The following is a 15,398-nucleotide window of genomic DNA, read 5'->3' as shown; positions in this document are numbered from 1 at the left end:
GGTGAGTCCTGGACTAACGGTTCACGGTGAACGCGATCACGAACGACCGGGACACCGGGTTGTTGAAGTAGTCGATGCCCTGCGTCAGGAACTCGGCGCCGCCAAGGTTCGCCTCGGGGTCGAAGCCCGTGTAGGGCGTCCACTGCGCGACATTGCGACCCGACACGCGGACGTTGATGCTGCTCACGCCCAGCGAGCGCCGCACCCACGGCTGGTCGGCCGTGTACGCGAGTGAGACCTCGCGCAGCTTCGTGAAGCTGCCGCTCTCGATGAACTGGCCGCTCACCGTGCCGAAGCCGCCGCCCTCGCCGTTCATCCACGCCTGCCAGTCCTGCGCGGTCTTGAACGGCGTCACGTTCGCGCCGGGGCCGGCGACGTCCGGATAGCGCGACGTCATGTAGTTCTTGCCGTACGCGCCCTGCTGGTTCCGGATGTCGGTGTCCTTGTGCGTGCCGAAGTAGTACAGGATGCCCTTCGTGCCGTTCCACACCTCGCCGCCGCGGCGGACGTCGAGGAACGCCGACAGCGTGAGACGCGACACGCGGAGCGTCGGGCTGAAGCCCATCGTCCACTTCGGGTTCGGGTCGGCGATCACGCGGTCCGTCGGATCGGGGACCGGGAGACCATCCTCCGCGAGGAACAGCGCGTCCTTCTTCGCGTTCGCGCCGCACAGCGCGTCGATGTCGCCGACGCCCTCGATCGTGAGATGGCGGCCGCAGCGCGCGAAGTCGAGGCCGCGGATGACGCCCGGCGCGTAGCCGACCGTCGACGAGCCGATCGCACCCGTGAAGCCCTCGAGGTTGTACGGGATGAACTCCGTCCCCTCGGCGAGCGCCTCGACGAGACCGCGGTTGCGGCCGAACTGCGCGCCGAGGTCGAAGCCGAGGTTCTTGCTCTGGTAGATGCGGGCGTTGAACTCGACCTCGAGCCCCTTGTTGGAGATCGTCGCCGCGTTCTTCAGCGCGCGCGTGGAGCCCGTCTGGCCGGCGTTCACCGGCAGCGCGATGATGACGTCCGTCGAGCGCTTGTTGTAGTACGTGACACCGAGCGTGACGCGCTGATCGAGGAAGCCGAGGTCCGCGCCGAACTCGCGCTCCGTGGACCGCTCCGGGCGCAGGTCGTTGTTGCCGAGCACGAAGCCGTTCACCAGGCCGCCCTGGCCGCTCTGCGACGCGTTGATGAAGTCCCCGTAGCCGCTGCCGAAGCCCTCGTTCAGCGACGCGCTGCCGGTCGAGAACGCGCTGATCGTCGCGTACACCGGCGGCTCACGCCCGGTCTGTCCGTAGCCGAAGCGCAGCTTGCCGAAGCTGAACGCGCCGCGCTCGTCGCTGTTGCCGAGGGCGTGCGAGAACGACCAGGCGACGCTCGCGCTCGGGAACAGCGCCGTGCGCTTCGATGCGCCGAACGTGGAGTAGCCGTCGTCGCGGACGAGCCCCGTGAGATAGAGCTGGTTCCACAGGTCGGCCGTGCCCTGCAGGAAGTAGCCCTGGATGTGCTGCAGCGAGCGGAACTCGCTCGGCTGGTACGAGAGCGTGTTCTGCAGGTCGAGCGGCTGGGGCGCGTTGAGCGTCACGCCGTTCACGTACACGCTGCGATAGCGCCGCGAGTTCAGCTCCTGCCCCGCGGACACGGTGCCGGTCCACCAGTTCGGCCGGATCGTGTAGTTCGCGGTGACGAGCAGGTTGTGGTCGATCTCGAGGTTCGTCTGCTGGAAGCGCGTGACCTGACCGTCGGGGCGGTTGGACGACGTCAGCGGCAGCGCCTCGACGCGATCGTCGTCGTAGTTGTCCGCGCCGAACGTCTCCTGGACGCGGAGCCAGTCGAGCGGACGCCAGTCGAGGTTGACCTGCGCGTTCACGCGCCCGAGCTCACTCTTGTTGCCCGGGTTGTTGAGGACGAAGAACGGGTTGTCGTAGCCGCGCGACCGCGTGAGGCTCGTCGGCGCCGGACGCGGGAAGCGGAACGAGCGGTGCAGGCCCGTCGCCGAGTCGATGTACTGCCGGTTGTCGAAGTTGGGCGGCGTGCGCAGCGAGCCGAGAAGCAGCCCCGAGATGTTGGAGCCCTTCTGCACGTAGCCGCCGCGGGTGTCGACGTAGTAGAAGTTGCCGCCGACGTTCAGCGAGTTGAACAGCCGGTGCGACGCCTTCAGGCGCGCCGTCGCGCGGTTGTAGTAGTTGTTCGGGCCGACGATGAACCCGTTCTGCCGCGTCAGGCCGCCCGAGACGAAGAACAGCGTGCGCTCGGTGCCGCCGGTGACGTTGAGGTTCTCGTCGAACGTCGTGCCCGTGTCGAAGATGTCGTCGATGTGATCGAACGTCGGGCCGCTGACCGCGGGCCCCCACGAGCGGCGATCGGGGGTGCAGTTCAGCACCGTGCACGTCGCCGCCGTGCCGTTCGCACCCTGCGCGTACGAGCGCTGCAGGATGTCCTTCTTCATGATGTTGTCGAACGTGTTCGTCGAGTTGAGCGTGTAGCTCGTCGTGCCCGCGCGTCCGCGCTTCGTGGTGATGAGCACGACCCCGTTCGCGGCGCGCGCGCCGTAGATCGCGGCGGCGGCGGCGCTCTTCAGGATCTCGATCGACTCGATGTCGTTCGGGTTGATGTCCGCGGCGCGGTTCTGCGTCACCGTGCTCTGGTCACCGCCGTTCGTGGAGACCGTCGAGTTGTCGATCGGTTGACCGTCGACGACGAACAGCGGCTGGCTGCTCGCGCCGCCCGTCACCGTCGCGACGCCGCGGATCTTGATCGAGGCCGACGACCCCGGCTCGCCCGACTGCTCGCGCACGACGACGTTCGGCGCCTTGCCGGCGAGCGCCGCGACCACGTTCTGCGGCGCCGACGCGCGCTGGATCGCCGTCGTGTCGATCGAGTTGATGACGTTGCCGAGGCGCTCGCGCGTCGTCACCGTGCCGGCGCCCGTCACGACGACGGCGGACAGCTGCGCGGGCGCGGTGGCCAGCGTGAAGTTCTGCGTGATGGTGCCGCCGCGCAGCGTGATCTGCACCGTCTCCGCGCGATAACCGACGACGCGCGCGGTGATCGCCACCGTCTGCCCCGACACGCGGTTCGCCGGCACCGTGAACGAGTACGTGCCGTCCGTGCGCGTGGTCGTGCCGTAGTTCAACGACGGGATGAAGACGCTCGCTGCGACGAGCGGCTGCCCGGCCTCACCGGTGACGCGGCCCGCGATCGTGGCCGCCGTCTGCGCGCGTACGACCGCGGGACATGCCGCGACCGCGCCGGCGAGCGCGAGAACTCGACTCCACTGTCGATGCATCGTGACTCCAAGGATATGAACGAGGTTCGGCGCCGGTCCGCGACCGGCACGCCGGTGCGCGCGGACGTCCGCGCGCGTGAGCCTGCAATGGCGGCGGACCAGCGCGACGGCGCGGCGGTCACCGAGCGCGGCCGCCGTTCGTCACTTCTGGATCACGTCACCCCACCAGAAATGCACGACGGCCCCCAACACGTAGGTGTCGGAGGGCCGTGGCCGGACTCGCAAGACCGCGCTGTGCTACGGCATCGCCATCGTCCACCCCGACATCTCCAGCGGCCGCCTGTAACGAGCGAACGGCTGGGCCGTCGGCGGCATGGGAGAACTTTCGCCAAACAGGGGGCCGTCGGTAAAGCCCCCGGGCTCGGCTACTTCGGACCGGGGTTCGTTCCTGGACCCGACTGCCCCGCATTCGAGCCGCCGAGCCCACGAATCGCGGCGCGCGCGAGCAGCACGCCTGCCGCGGTGCCCACCGTCGCCAGCGCGGTCCGCGTGCGCGACAGTCGGCGCTCGCGCACCTCGGCCACGAGCGGCCGCGGTACGACGATGTGCTCGCCGCGCCACGGCGCGGGGTCGTCATCCCGACGTCGCACCTGCCGCACGGCGATAGTGTACGCGCTCGCATCGCCGCCGCTCACGAGCGTGCCGTCGATCGCCGTGCTCGCGCGGCCAATATCGCGCGCGAGCACGACCGCGCCGGAATCCGTCAGCGTCAGCTCCACTTCGGCAGCCGGCCGCTCCGCGCCGGTGGACAGGGGCACGTAGTCGTAGCATCCCGCAGCCGTCACCAGCGTGAGCAAGACGCCGGTCGCGCGCGGGAGCGCGACCGGCGTCCGCCTGTGCCTCGTCACCGGCATGAATTCGGGTCGTTCGCGTTGCGCATCGCGAACAGGTTTAGCCCGGAGTCGTCGGGCGCGTTCGAGTTCGTCTGCGTTTCGGTCGACCCGTAGTAGAACCGTCCCGGAATGGCCGACTTGTTCAGCGCGGGCCTCAGGCTCGGGAGGCAGGTCCGCTTGTAGTCGTTCCATGCTTCCGGGTTCTCGAACGTCGTGATGTACTTCTCGTACATGATGTCTTGCAGCGTCGGCGATCCGATCGCTGGCTTCCCGTGAAGGGCGCGCACCCGATTCAGGAACGGCGCCGCCGCCGACGCACCACTCGTGACGAAGCTCGCCTCGGCGAGGATGAGCTGATTCTCGTCGAACGTGACGATCGGGATCGAGAAGCCGCCGTTGCTCGCTCGATCCGACCCAGCGATCGGCGAGATCTGATCGGGGGGCGTGTTCGCCAGCGCCTGGTCATACCCGCCATATCCCCCCGACGGGTTCTTGCCGAAGTACTCGCTCAACCGTGGATCGTCCTGCGCCTTCATGATGTCGACGAGCGGCTTGCCGGCGACGAGATCCTGCCCGAACGACGACAGCTGGAACTGCGCCCACATGTTGCGCTCCGTCGTCGCATCGGTGTGCGGATCCTTGAAGTCGTTGTTCGGCGTGCTGATCCCCTTCTGCGCCGCGGCGATCGCCTTCGCGTACTGCGCGTTGCCGAGCTTTTCGACCGTGTGCAGGTAGAGCCGCGCCTTGATCGTGTTCGCGAGCTCCGTCCACTTCGCCTTGTCACCGCCGTAGAACAGGTCCGCCGCGCCGGGGCCGTTGCCGCCGCCGGCGAGGTCCGTGATGGCCTTGTCCAACACGCCCTGCAGGTCATCGTAGATCTGCATCTGCGGGTCGAACGCCGGCATAGGATTGTCGCCCGCTGCCTCACGGTACGGAATGTCACCCCAGATGTCGGCGCCGAAGCCGATGACCATCGCCTCCATCACCTCGGCGATGCCCTTCGTCACCTTGTCGCCCGCCTTGTCCGCGCGGCTCTGGATCTCGCGCAGCTGGATCAGCCCGCCTCCCGTGTAGAGGCTGGAGAAGGTGGCGTCGAAGCTGTCGGAGTTGACGCCGACGTACTGCGCTTGCTGCTCGACGAAGCGTCCGCCGACGCCGCCGCATTGCTGCACCCACTGGCAGACGATCATCGCCATCGAGCTCTCCTCGAGCCCCATGAGGTTCGCGGAGGCGCCGACGAGCAGCTGGTTCGTGGCGGCGGCGGTCGGATTGTTCGGGTCCGCGACGGATTTGTCCGCCTCGAGGAAGCCGCGGCAGGCGCCTAACGTGATGGCGGCGACGGCGAGGCCGGCCGCGAGCCTGGAGGTGGCCGCGCTGATCTTCAGTCGCATGCGGTGGTCCTCCGGCTCAGCGGTTGAGTGTCAGGGTGATGACGACCGAGCGCGTCATCGGGAGATTGAAGTAGTCGGCCCCAAGCACGCGCGAGTTCGCCTGGCTCACGTCCGTCTCTGGATCGAGCCCGGTGTACTTCGTCCACGTGTGGAGGTTCCGCCCGGCGAGGCGCAAGTCCATCGACGAGACCCCGAGGGAGCGGCGCACCAGCCGCGCGGAGAAAGTGTACGCAACGGAGATCTCGCGCAGCTTCACGAACCCGCCGTCCTCCAGGCACTGCTCGTCGATCCCGGTGAACGCGCACGGCGCGATCGGGCCGCGGTACCAATTCTCTCCGATCGGCACGGCCGTTCCGGCGCCCGGGCCCGCGACCGGCCCGGGGAACCAGCCGGCCGTGCCGAACGTCTGCATGTTACCGGTGCAGTCGCTCGACGAGAGTGATGTGCAGATCGCGCGCGACTCGGTGTCCTTGTGCGTGCCGTAGCTCCACAGCGCGCCCTTCGTGCCGTTCCAGACCTTGCCGCCGTGCCGAATGTCGACCTGCGTGCCGAGCGACAGGCGCCGGAACTTGAAGGACGAGTTGATCCCGCCCGTCCACTTCGGGTTCGGATCGCCGAGGATGCGGAGCTTCGAGTCCTCGCACGGCATACCAGCGTCGTTGCAGTGATCGCCGTTGTCGATGTAGAGCGCACCCGTCGGCTTGCCCGCGCACACCGTCGACAGATTGAGCCCCTCCACGGCGTTGTCCGGGCTGATGCCGCAGCGCACCATGCCCTCGCTGCGGATCACGCCGAGCGGCTGGCCCACCATGAACACGTTGCCGACGAATCGCCCCGGCACGGGGAGGAAGTCCGCGCCCTCGAGCGCGACGAGCTTCGACCGGTTCTGGCCCCAGTTCAGCCCGATCTCCCACGACAGATCCTTGCGGGCGAAGGGGCGGATGTTGAGCGACGCCTCCAGGCCGCGGTTCTCGAGCGTGCCGCCGTTCTTGTACTCCGTGGCATAGCCCGCTGACGGCGCGAGCGGGATCGGCAGGATGGCGTCCTCGGTGCGCGACTTGTAGATCGTGAAGCTGAGGTCCGCTTTCTCGCGGAAGATGCCGATGTCGAAGCCGCCCTCGAGCTCCTTCGTGCGCTCGGTCTTCAGATCCGTCGACGGCTTCGTGGACGTGAAGACGAGGCCACCGAGGCCGCTCTGCGTCGGCGTGAAGCCGGTGCCCTGCGCGACACCTCCGAGCAAGTTCGTGCCGCTGAACGTGACCGACGTCAAGTACGGCAGCGGCTCGTTGCCCGCCTCGCCATACGACAGTCGCAGCTTGCCGAACGTCACGAATGACGGCTTGTACATCTCCGACCACGTCCACGCAGCGCTCGCTTTCGGGAACAGCGCGCGGCGATTGTTCTCCGAATACGTCGTCGAGCCGTCGTCGCGCAGCGCGCCGGTGAGGAAGAGCTGATTCGCGACGTCCAGCGTCGCTTGCCCGAAGTACGACTCGGTGTGCACCTGCGTCTGGTAGTCGCTCGGCGGATCGCGCGAGAGCGTGTTCAGGACGCTGAACGGCTGCGGCGCGATGAGCGTGCGGCCCACCTGCGAGAGCACGCGGAAGTTGCGGGAATTGAGGTTCTGGCCGGCGGTGAGCGTTCCCTTCAAGTTCTCCGACAGAGACCAGGTGGCCGTCCCCGTGAGATTATGATCGATCTGGTAGTTGACGATCTTCCCCTCGGTGATGCGGCCGCCGACGGCGACGTCCGAGCACTCCTGCGGGCACCCCTCGAGCCGCTCGTCGTTCGCATAGTCGGCGCCGAGCGAGTAGTTGAACTTGAGCCACTTCAGCGCCTGGTAGTCGACACCGACGTTGCCGAGCGATCGAGCGGTCTGCTGATTGTTGAGCTCCTCGTACAGCGTGTAGAACGGGTTGTTGAACCCGCGACTCTGCCCCTGCGTCTCGAGCGTCGGGTTCTGCAACCGGAACGATCGGTGCAGCCCCGTGGTCGGATCGAGGTACGGTAGGTTGTTGAAGTTGGGGGGCGTTCGGAGCAGGCCGAGGAGCAGCCCGTTCACGTTGTTGCCGCGCTGGACGGTGTGCCCACGCGAGTCGGCGTACATCACGTTGCCGCTCAGCGTCAGGTTGTCGGCGATCTTGTGCGAGCCGTTCAGTCGCGCGGTGGCGCGGTTGTAGTAGTTGTTCGGTCCGACGAAGATCCCCTCCTGGTGCATGTAGCCGCCGGACAGGAAGAACGTCGTCCGCTCGGAGCCCCCCGTGATGCTCGCGGTGTTGTCGACGATGTGCCCGGTGGTGAACGCCTCGTTCGCGTGGTCGTACGTGGGAGCCCCAGCGATGCGCGGGCCCCACGAGCGTACGCAGGCGCTCTTCGTGATGTCCTCGCACACGCCCGCGGCGACGTTCCTGAGCCCCTGCCCGAACGAGCGCTGGAGCGGATAGACCTTCGTCATGTCGTCGAAGCTGCCCTGGCTGCGAAGCGTGACGTGCGTCTCGCCTGCGCGTCCGTGCTTCGTCGTGATGAGGATCACGCCGTTCGCCGCGCGCGCGCGCCGTAGATCGCCGCCGCCGCGGCCCCCTTCAGGATCTCCACGTTCTCGATGTCGTCGGGGTTGATGTCGAACATGCGGTTCGGCGCCGACGTCCCTTCCTGCGTGCCGAACTCCGCCTGCCCGCCGACACCCGTGTTGCCCGCGTCCACCGGGTTCAGGTCGGTCGTCGAGAACGTGTAGTTCGTCACCGGCACGCCGTCGATCACGAACAGCGGCTCGATGTTGCCGATCAGCGTGCGCAGCCCGCGGATCTGCACGCGGCTCGACGCCCCCGGATCGCCCGACGACGCGTTCACCTGGACGTTAGGCGCCTTCGCCGCAAGCGCCTGCACCACGTTCGGCTCGTTCGAGCGCGTGATCAGCTCGGACTTCACCTGGTTGCGGACGTTGCCGAGCTTCTCGACGGCCGTCGTCGTGCCTGCGCCGGTGACGACGACCTCGCCGAGCTGCAGCGGGTTCACGTCGAGCACGAAGTCCTGCGTCGTCGGGCCGCCGACGAGCGTGAGGCGGACGCTCTTCGGGCGATAGCCGACGCGGCGGGCGGTGAGGGTGACCGACTGCCGCTGCACGCGCGCGGCGGGCACGGTGAAGCTGTAGCGGCCGTCCTCGCGGGTCACGCCGCCGGCGCCGAGCTCCGGGATCGAGACGGCGACCGCAGCGAGCGGTCCGCTCTCCCCGGTCACCGTGCCGGTGATGGTCGCGGGCTCCTGGGCTGCGAGCGCCGCCGGCAGCAGCAGGCAGCCGAGCGCGGCGAGCGAGCGGCAAGGCGCGAGTCTCATGCCTCCTCCAACGTCTTGGGGACGGGACGAAGGGCCGCCTGCGGCCAAGGTGCGGCAGGCGTTCCGGGACAACCGCCCGCGCGGAGCTGCGGCGGACGCGCGGCGGACGCGCGGCGGGCGACGCGGCGGACGGCTTCGTGGAACAGCGGTCCGACTGGCGACAGCGTGCTTCGGCGACGTACGAACGACGTTCGACGGAAACGCTTGACGAGCCCTGGCGCGGGATTCTGCGCCACATTGAAAGCGGGCGCAAGAATGGTCGCTCGGTTGGGAGGACCCTGCGGCCTAAGTGCCCGTCACCCACGCTAAGAGAACTTCATCACCGCGCTGCGCGATTCGTCACGAAGTCCGGCGTTCGGCGCCGAAACGATTGCGCCCCCGTCACGACGCATCGTGACGGGGGCGCGAACGGGGGGCCCGCCCCGCTTACGGCGTCTTCGCGCCGCTCGGCGCGGGCGGCGGCGGGGCGGGCGTGGCGGGCGTCGCCGCGCCGGGCGCCGCCGGCTGCGAGAAGTCCACCGTCGGCGCCTCGCGCGCCGCGGGGTTCGTCACCTCGAAGTACGCCCGCGGCTTCGCGCCCGTCACTTTCGCCGTCATCGCCGACGGGAACGTGCGGATCGTCGTGTTGTACTCGCGGACCGCCGAGTTGTAGTCCGTCCGGGCGACCGCGATGCGGTTCTCGGTGCCCGTCAGCTCGTCCTGCAGCTTCAGGAACTGCTGGTTCGACTGCAGCTGCGGGTACGCCTGCACGAGCGTGAGCATCGGCACGAGCGCCCGCGTCAGGTTGTCGTTCGCCTGCGCCATCTGCGACGGATCGTGGCCCGCCAGCGCCCCCGTGAGGCCGCGCTGCGCGTCGGCGACGCGCGTGAAGATGATCTGCTCCTGCTGCGCGTAGCCCTTCACCGTCGCCACCAGGTTCGGGATCAGGTCGGCCCGGCGTTGTAGCTGCGTCTCGATGTTGTGCTGGGCCGTGTTGGCCTGCTCGTCGAGCTGCTGGATGCGGTTGTAGCCGCACCCGGTCCCCCCCAGCAGCGCGACGGCGGCCAGCGCGATCTGCGCGCGTCGAAGCGTGCGACGTCCAGGCATGTGTGGTCCTCGGAGTGTGTGCTCGGGTGATGCGTCAGCGCCCATGCTTCAGCGCCCCGCCGTGTAGCGGTCGATGTGCGCGACGAGCGCACCGAGTGCGTCGAGATAGGCGGCGAGGATCCCCTCCGCCGCGTCGGGCGGCAGCTTCTCGGTGCCGCGCACGTGTCGTACTACCCGCACGAACGGTGCAGGGTCGAAGCCGGCCTCCGCGCCCACCTGCGTGGCGAGCGCCTCGTAGTCCGCCGGCGGCCGGCCGCCGTGCAGCCGCGTCACCGCGCGGAACACCACCATCAGCGTGCTGAGGCTCTGCTCGAGCAGGGCGAGCTGGTTCTTCTGCACGCCGCCCGTGGCGAGAATCCCCCCGCGCAGCTGCAGCAGCTTGCCGAGCGCCTGCTGCTCCACCTGCGTGCGCAGGTCCGCCGGCTGCACCGTGATGCCGGCGAGCGGCAGGTCGCCGTGCAGCACGCGATGGCGCTCCAGGATGTCGGCGTACTCCATCGGAAAGACGTCGGACGACGAGAGCCACTCCGACACGGTGAGTGTCAGCGGCGGCGGATGGCCCGCCTCACCCCACGCGCGCGCCGTCGCCGCGACCGCGCGCAGCTGCGGCATGCCGAGCGACTCGACGACCACCAGCACGTTGTAGTCGGATCGTCCCGGCCGGTGCTCGCCCGCCGCCGCGGAGCCGTACAGCACGACCGCGCGCAGGGCCGGCCCGTAGGCGGCCTTCAACTGCGCGACCAGATCGTCGAGGGTCATCTTCGCCATGAGTCGGCTCCAGTCCGTTACCAGCTCGATCCGCCGCCACCGCCGCTGCCACCACCGCCGCCGCCGAAGCCGCCGAAGCCGCCGCCCCCACCACCGCCCCAGCCGCCCCCGCCGCCCCAGCCACCGCCGCTCCAGCCCCCGCCGCCCCAGCCGCCGCCGCCCATCGGGATGAAGATCGGGATGCATCCCCCGCAGCCGCTCCGGCGCCGTCCCCCCAACCCACCCAAGACGCTGAGGAGGACGAAGAACACGACGAGCGCGACGATCGGATTGATGCCGCCGCGCCCGCGCGGGGCGCGGTCGCCGACGTCGGTCGGCAGCGGCGGCAGCGCGGTGTCGGCGCTGTCGAGCGCGAAGTTGAACGCGCGCGCGTACTCCTCCGCCACCCGCACGGTGATCTGCGTGAGCGCGCCGCTGTAGTCGCGCTGCTGGAACAGCGGCGTCGCGTCGCGGCAGATCGTCCCCGCGTCCGCGTCGGTGAGGAACCCTTCCGCCCCCTGCCCCACCTCGATGCGGCAGTGGCCCGCGCCATCGTCGCTCGTCTCCTTCGGGACGAGCAGGATGACCGTGCCGGCGTTGCGCGCCTGCTCGCCGATCGCCGCCTTGGCACCCACCCCCCACTCGCGGAGGATGCGGAGCGAGACCTCCTCGACCGGCCGGCCGCCGAGGTTCGGGAGCGTGACGACGGCGATGTCGCCGCGCGAGCGCTCCTGCACCTGACGCGCGATCGCCTCCATGCGCGCCTGCGCCTCCGGCGACAGCACGTGGGCGAAGTCGTTCACGAAGCCCGTCGGCGCCGGGATCTGCAGCTGCAGCAGCGCGAGCAGCGCGACGAGGATGGAGGCTATCGCGTGCATGAGGCGTGTATCTTAATACGGCGCCGGAGCCGGCCGTGTGTCGCGGACCCGCTTTCCTTCCTCTCTCGTGATCATGCGCATCTCCTCCCCCATCGTCAGCGCTCCACGCGCGCTCGCCGCACTGCTTCTCGTCGTCGCGCCGGGGTGCCGGTCGTCCGCGGACGGCAAGTCCGCGACGCCCGCCGCCGAAGCGCGGCCGACGAACGCGAGCGCGACGGCGAGCGGCGAGACGGCGAAAGCGGGATCCATGCCGGCGGATTCGGTCGCCCTGCGCGCCGCCGCCGACAGCGGCCGCATCGTCGGCGCGCCGGGCGCGAAGGTGTGGATGATCATCGCCAGCGACTTCCAGTGCCCGTACTGCAAGATGTGGCACGACCAGACGTACGAGGCCCTGCGCAAGGACTACGTCGACGCCGGCAAGATCCGCATGGCCTACATGAACTACCCGCTCGACATCCACGTGCAGGCGCAGCCGACCGCCGAGGCGGCGATGTGCGCGTCGGCGCAGGGCAAGTTCTGGGAGTACCACACGGCGCTGTTCCAGTCGCAGGACAGCTGGGCGAAGGCGGGCGATCAGAGCGCGAAGTTCGACTCGCTCGCCGGCGCGGTCGGCATCGACGTTCCGCGCTTCCAGAGGTGCACGCGCTCGCACGTCATGCGCGCGCTCGTCGAGGCGGATCAGTACCGGATGCAGAAGAGCGGCGTCGCGAGCACGCCGACGTTCATCCTCGTGCCGAGCAACGTGAAGGTGGAAGGCGCGCAGCCGCTGCCGATCTTCCGTCAGGCGCTCGACTCCGCGCTCAAGACGGCGCGGTGAACCCGTTCATCCGGCCGGTCTACGCGGCCGCGGGGCAGCTCGCGCGCGTCTCCGCCGCGCTCGTCCCCGCGGGGGAGAGCAAGGTGCGCCGCGCGCTGCGGGCGCGGCGCGGCATCCGCAAGCGGTTCGCGGCGTGGGGCGCGAACGGTCGCGACACGAGCCGGCCGCTGCTCTGGATGCACGCGCCGAGCGTGGGCGAGGGACTGCAGGCGCGTCCCGTGCTCGAGCTGGCGCGCCGTCTCCGACCCGATCTGCAGCTCGCGTACACGTTCTACTCGCCCAGCGCCGAGCGCTTCGCGAAGACGCTCGACGTCGACTTCGCCGACTACCTGCCGTTCGACACGGGCGGCGACGCGGTGGCCGCGCTCGACGCGCTGCGCCCGTCGGCGCTCGTGTTCGCGAAGCTCGACGTGTGGCCGCTGCTCTCCGCGACGGCCGCGCGGCGGCGCGTGAAGGTGGGCCTGGTGAGCGCGACGCTGAGCGAGGGCTCGTCGCGCCGCGGGCCGCTGGCGCGGCTCGCGCTGCACAGCGCCTACGAGGTGCTCGACGCGGTCGGGGCGATCAGCGACGAGGATGCCGCGCGCCTAACGGCGTTGGGCGTCCGCGCCGACCGCGTGGCCGTCACCGGGGACACGCGCTTCGACCAGGCGTGGCGGCGCGCCGAAGCCGTGGACCGCTCGGCCCCGTTCCTCGCGCCGCTGCTCGGCGACCGCTTCACGCTCGTCGCCGGCAGCACGTGGCCGGCCGACGAGACGGTGCTGCTCGAGGCGTGGGTCGCGGTGCGACGCCAGAACCCGAAGGCGCGTCTCGTCATCGCGCCGCACGAGCCCACCGACGCGCACCTCTCGGCCGTCGAGAAGTGGGCCGCCGCGCACCGCGCCCCGCTCGCGCGCCTCGGCGACGTCGAGAGCGGCGCGGCGCGCGATGCCGACGTCGTGCTCGTGGACCGCGTCGGCGTGCTGGCGGAGCTCTACGCGGCGGGGAGCGCGGCGTTCGTCGGCGGCGGCTTCCACGAGGCGGGGCTGCACTCGGTGCTCGAGCCGGCGGCGTGTGGGCTTCCCGTCTGCTTCGGGCCGCGCCATACCGAGAGCCGCGATGCCGGGCTGCTGCTGGCCGCGGGCGGCGCCGCCACCGCGGCCACCTCGCGCGCGCTGGCCGAGCAGATCCGCCGCTGGATGACGAGCGAGGCGCTGCGCGCGCACGCCGGCACCGCCGCGCGCGACGTCGTGCGCGCGGGACTCGGCGCCGACACGCGCACGTGGGCGCTGATCGAGGGGCTGTTAGGCCGCGCTCACGCGGCCGGCGGCGCCACGGACTCCGCCGGCGCCGTCGCCGAGGGCTGACCGTCGGGCCGCTCGGGACGGTGCAGGAAGAACCCCTGCACCAGATGCACGCCGAGCGACTGCACCGTCTCGAACTCCTCGGCGCGCTCCACGCCCTCGGCGATCACCATCGCGCCCTGGTCGTTCGCGAACCGCACCATCGTCTCCACCAGGTTCTGCTTGATGAAGTTCGTGTCGATGCAGTTGATGAGCGACATGTCGAGCTTGATGAAGTCCGGCTCGAGGTTCGCGATGGAGCCGAGCCCCGCGTAGCCGCTCCCCGCGTCGTCCACCGCGAACCGGAATCCGATCTCCCGGAACGCCTTCAGCCGCTCGCGGAACTTCGGGTAGTCCTTGATCGCCGTGCGCTCGGTGATCTCGATGACGACGCGCCGCGGATCCGACACGCCTAACGCCGTCTCCGAGAACTCCGGGTCCGCGAAGTCGTGCGGGTCGACGTTGAGGAACAGCAGCTCGCCATGCTTGAGGCGCACCGGCATCTCCTCGATCGCGCGCGCGCGCGGCACAGGCGGCTCAGCTCCCACAGCAGGTCGGCTTCGGCCGCCACCTCGAACATCACCTCGGGGCTGCGTAGCGAGCGCATGACGCCGCGCGCGAGCGCCTCGTAGCCGAACACGCGGCGCGTCGTCGCCTCCACGATCGGGTGGTAGTCCACGTACACGAGCCGCTCGCGCAGGCTCGAGCGCAGATCCGCCACCTTGTGCGCACGCTCGCGCTCCTCCACGCTCTTCGCGGCGATCGCCGCCTCGCGGATGCCGCGGTAGATGAGCCGCTCCAGCCGCACCTTCGGGTTGTAGTATACGTGCGCCACGCCGACGTAGATGTCGCACAACGCGGCGACCTCCTCGCCGTGCGCCGCCTCGAGCTTGCGCGCGATGTGCGCGCCCAGCCGCGACGACAGCTCGGTGATCTCGGCGTCGCTCGTCGACTTCCGGTCCGGCGCCGGCACGTGCAGCAGCACCACGTCGGCGTCGTTCGTGAACGACACGAGCGCCTTCGACGCCGCGAACGTGGACTCGGCGAGCAGCTCGCGCACCGCCGCCGCCGTCGTCTCCAGCACCGCGTCGAGCTTCTCCCAGCCGTAGATCTCCTCGAGCTTCGAGTAGCGCACGAAGTTCAGGTACAGCACCACCACCTCGCCGCGCTCCTTGATGAGCGCGCGCGACCGCTCGATTGCGACGGGGAGCGTGGGCAGCCCCGTGCGCGCGTCGTAGAGCATCTGCTCGTACTCCGCGCGCTCGATGCGGTCCGACAGCGCGGCGCCGGTCGGCGCGGCACGCGCGGTGGCCGTGCGGACGCGCGCCGCGATCTCGTCCGGCGGCGCCGGCACGCGATACCAGTCGTCGGCGCGCAGCTCGGCGGCACGCCGACGCATCGTCTCGTCCACGCACCCGACGACCACGGCGACGCCCGCGCGACGCGCCTGCTCGAACACGTCGCGCAGCGCGTTCGGGTTGTCGGTCGTCACGATCACCGCGCGCGCGTCGGGTGCGTGCGCCACCGCGGCGGCGAGCTCGCGCGCGGGACGCACGTCGACGCGCCAGCCGCCGAGCTGCGAGGCTGCCTCGGCGACGGCGGGATCGTACGAGTCGGTGATGAGGACCGGGGCGTACCCGGAGTCGGTTGGGGCCGTGGTTCCTCCGGCGGGGGGCGCCGGGTCGTGGCGCGCGGGGATCGGCTCGTTCACCAGCCC

Annotated in this window: 12 protein-coding genes; 2 read left to right on the top strand and 10 right to left on the bottom strand. The window is 70.1% G+C overall.

The genetic code is table 11. The annotated features are described in order from the left end of the window. Window positions 1–13: 13 nt before the first annotated feature. From J421_RS13260 to J421_RS34485, 8 genes are all read right to left on the bottom strand, one after another. Window positions 14–3,277, bottom strand: a complete 3,264-nt coding sequence (locus J421_RS13260; protein WP_025411657.1) for a SusC/RagA family TonB-linked outer membrane protein — start codon at window positions 3,275–3,277, stop codon at window positions 14–16. Between the two features lie 365 nt (window positions 3,278–3,642). Further along, entirely contained in the window at window positions 3,643–4,125 is a 483-nt protein-coding gene (locus J421_RS13255) for a hypothetical protein (RefSeq protein ID WP_158508788.1), read from the bottom strand. Next, window positions 4,122–5,501, bottom strand: a complete 1,380-nt coding sequence (locus J421_RS13250) for a SusD/RagB family nutrient-binding outer membrane lipoprotein (protein ID WP_025411655.1) — start codon at window positions 5,499–5,501, stop codon at window positions 4,122–4,124. Before J421_RS13250 ends, J421_RS13255 begins: the two co-directional genes overlap by 4 nt. A 16-nt stretch (window positions 5,502–5,517) precedes the next feature. Then, complete coding sequence (locus tag J421_RS13245; RefSeq protein ID WP_025411654.1) at window positions 5,518–8,034, bottom strand: TonB-dependent receptor domain-containing protein; 2,517 nt, start codon at window positions 8,032–8,034, stop codon at window positions 5,518–5,520. After that, on the bottom strand, window positions 8,031–8,834 hold the full coding sequence (locus tag J421_RS13240; RefSeq protein ID WP_025411653.1) for a TonB-dependent receptor plug domain-containing protein: 804 nt from the start codon (window positions 8,832–8,834) through the stop codon (window positions 8,031–8,033). The genes J421_RS13245 and J421_RS13240 overlap by 4 nt, the downstream gene beginning before the upstream one ends. 426 nt (window positions 8,835–9,260) lie before the next feature. Then, a complete protein-coding gene (locus tag J421_RS13235; protein ID WP_025411652.1) occupies window positions 9,261–9,920 on the bottom strand; it encodes a LemA family protein in 660 nt (219 codons plus the stop codon). 48 nt (window positions 9,921–9,968) lie between these two features. Further along, window positions 9,969–10,688 (bottom strand): nucleotidyltransferase domain-containing protein, encoded by a 720-nt coding sequence (locus J421_RS13230; RefSeq protein ID WP_025411651.1) that lies wholly within the window; start codon window positions 10,686–10,688, stop codon window positions 9,969–9,971. 17 nt (window positions 10,689–10,705) lie between these two features. Continuing rightward, window positions 10,706–11,545 carry a TPM domain-containing protein gene (locus J421_RS34485; RefSeq protein WP_025411650.1) on the bottom strand — a complete coding sequence of 280 codons (840 nt, stop codon included), beginning with the start codon at window positions 11,543–11,545 and terminating at the stop codon, window positions 10,706–10,708. 73 nt (window positions 11,546–11,618) lie between these two features. Between J421_RS34485 and J421_RS13220 the strand changes: the two genes are divergently transcribed. After that, window positions 11,619–12,362, top strand: coding sequence for a DsbA family protein (locus tag J421_RS13220; RefSeq protein ID WP_025411649.1), 744 nt, complete (start codon window positions 11,619–11,621; stop codon window positions 12,360–12,362). Beyond that, window positions 12,359–13,705 carry a 3-deoxy-D-manno-octulosonic acid transferase gene (locus J421_RS13215; RefSeq protein ID WP_025411648.1) on the top strand — a complete coding sequence of 449 codons (1,347 nt, stop codon included), beginning with the start codon at window positions 12,359–12,361 and terminating at the stop codon, window positions 13,703–13,705. The genes J421_RS13220 and J421_RS13215 overlap by 4 nt, the downstream gene beginning before the upstream one ends. Here the strand turns inward: J421_RS13215 and J421_RS13210 are convergent. Then, a complete protein-coding gene (locus J421_RS13210) occupies window positions 13,654–14,178 on the bottom strand; it encodes an EAL domain-containing protein (protein WP_158508787.1) in 525 nt (174 codons plus the stop codon). The genes J421_RS13215 and J421_RS13210 overlap by 52 nt on opposite strands. Then, window positions 14,094–15,392, bottom strand: a complete 1,299-nt coding sequence (locus J421_RS13205) for an EAL domain-containing protein (protein WP_025411646.1) — start codon at window positions 15,390–15,392, stop codon at window positions 14,094–14,096. Before J421_RS13205 ends, J421_RS13210 begins: the two co-directional genes overlap by 85 nt. Window positions 15,393–15,398 lie beyond the last annotated feature (6 nt).

Source organism: Gemmatirosa kalamazoonensis, from assembly GCF_000522985.1.
In the GTDB taxonomy this organism is placed as follows: Bacteria; Gemmatimonadota; Gemmatimonadetes; order Gemmatimonadales; family Gemmatimonadaceae; genus Gemmatirosa; species Gemmatirosa kalamazoonensis.
Note: the sequence above shows the minus strand (reverse complement) of the source record. Positions and strands in the feature narration are given on the sequence as shown.

Coding starts and splice junctions, on each gene's coding strand:
- J421_RS13260 (WP_025411657.1), bottom strand. CDS start 3,277: ATGCATCGACAGTGGAGTCGAGTTCTCGCGCTCGCCGGCGCGGTCGCG.
- J421_RS13250 (WP_025411655.1), bottom strand. CDS start 5,501: ATGCGACTGAAGATCAGCGCGGCCACCTCCAGGCTCGCGGCCGGCCTC.
- J421_RS13240 (WP_025411653.1), bottom strand. CDS start 8,834: ATGAGACTCGCGCCTTGCCGCTCGCTCGCCGCGCTCGGCTGCCTGCTG.
- J421_RS13235 (WP_025411652.1), bottom strand. CDS start 9,920: ATGCCTGGACGTCGCACGCTTCGACGCGCGCAGATCGCGCTGGCCGCC.
- J421_RS13230 (WP_025411651.1), bottom strand. CDS start 10,688: ATGGCGAAGATGACCCTCGACGATCTGGTCGCGCAGTTGAAGGCCGCC.
- J421_RS34485 (WP_025411650.1), bottom strand. CDS start 11,545: ATGCACGCGATAGCCTCCATCCTCGTCGCGCTGCTCGCGCTGCTGCAG.
- J421_RS13220 (WP_025411649.1), top strand. CDS start 11,619: ATGCGCATCTCCTCCCCCATCGTCAGCGCTCCACGCGCGCTCGCCGCA.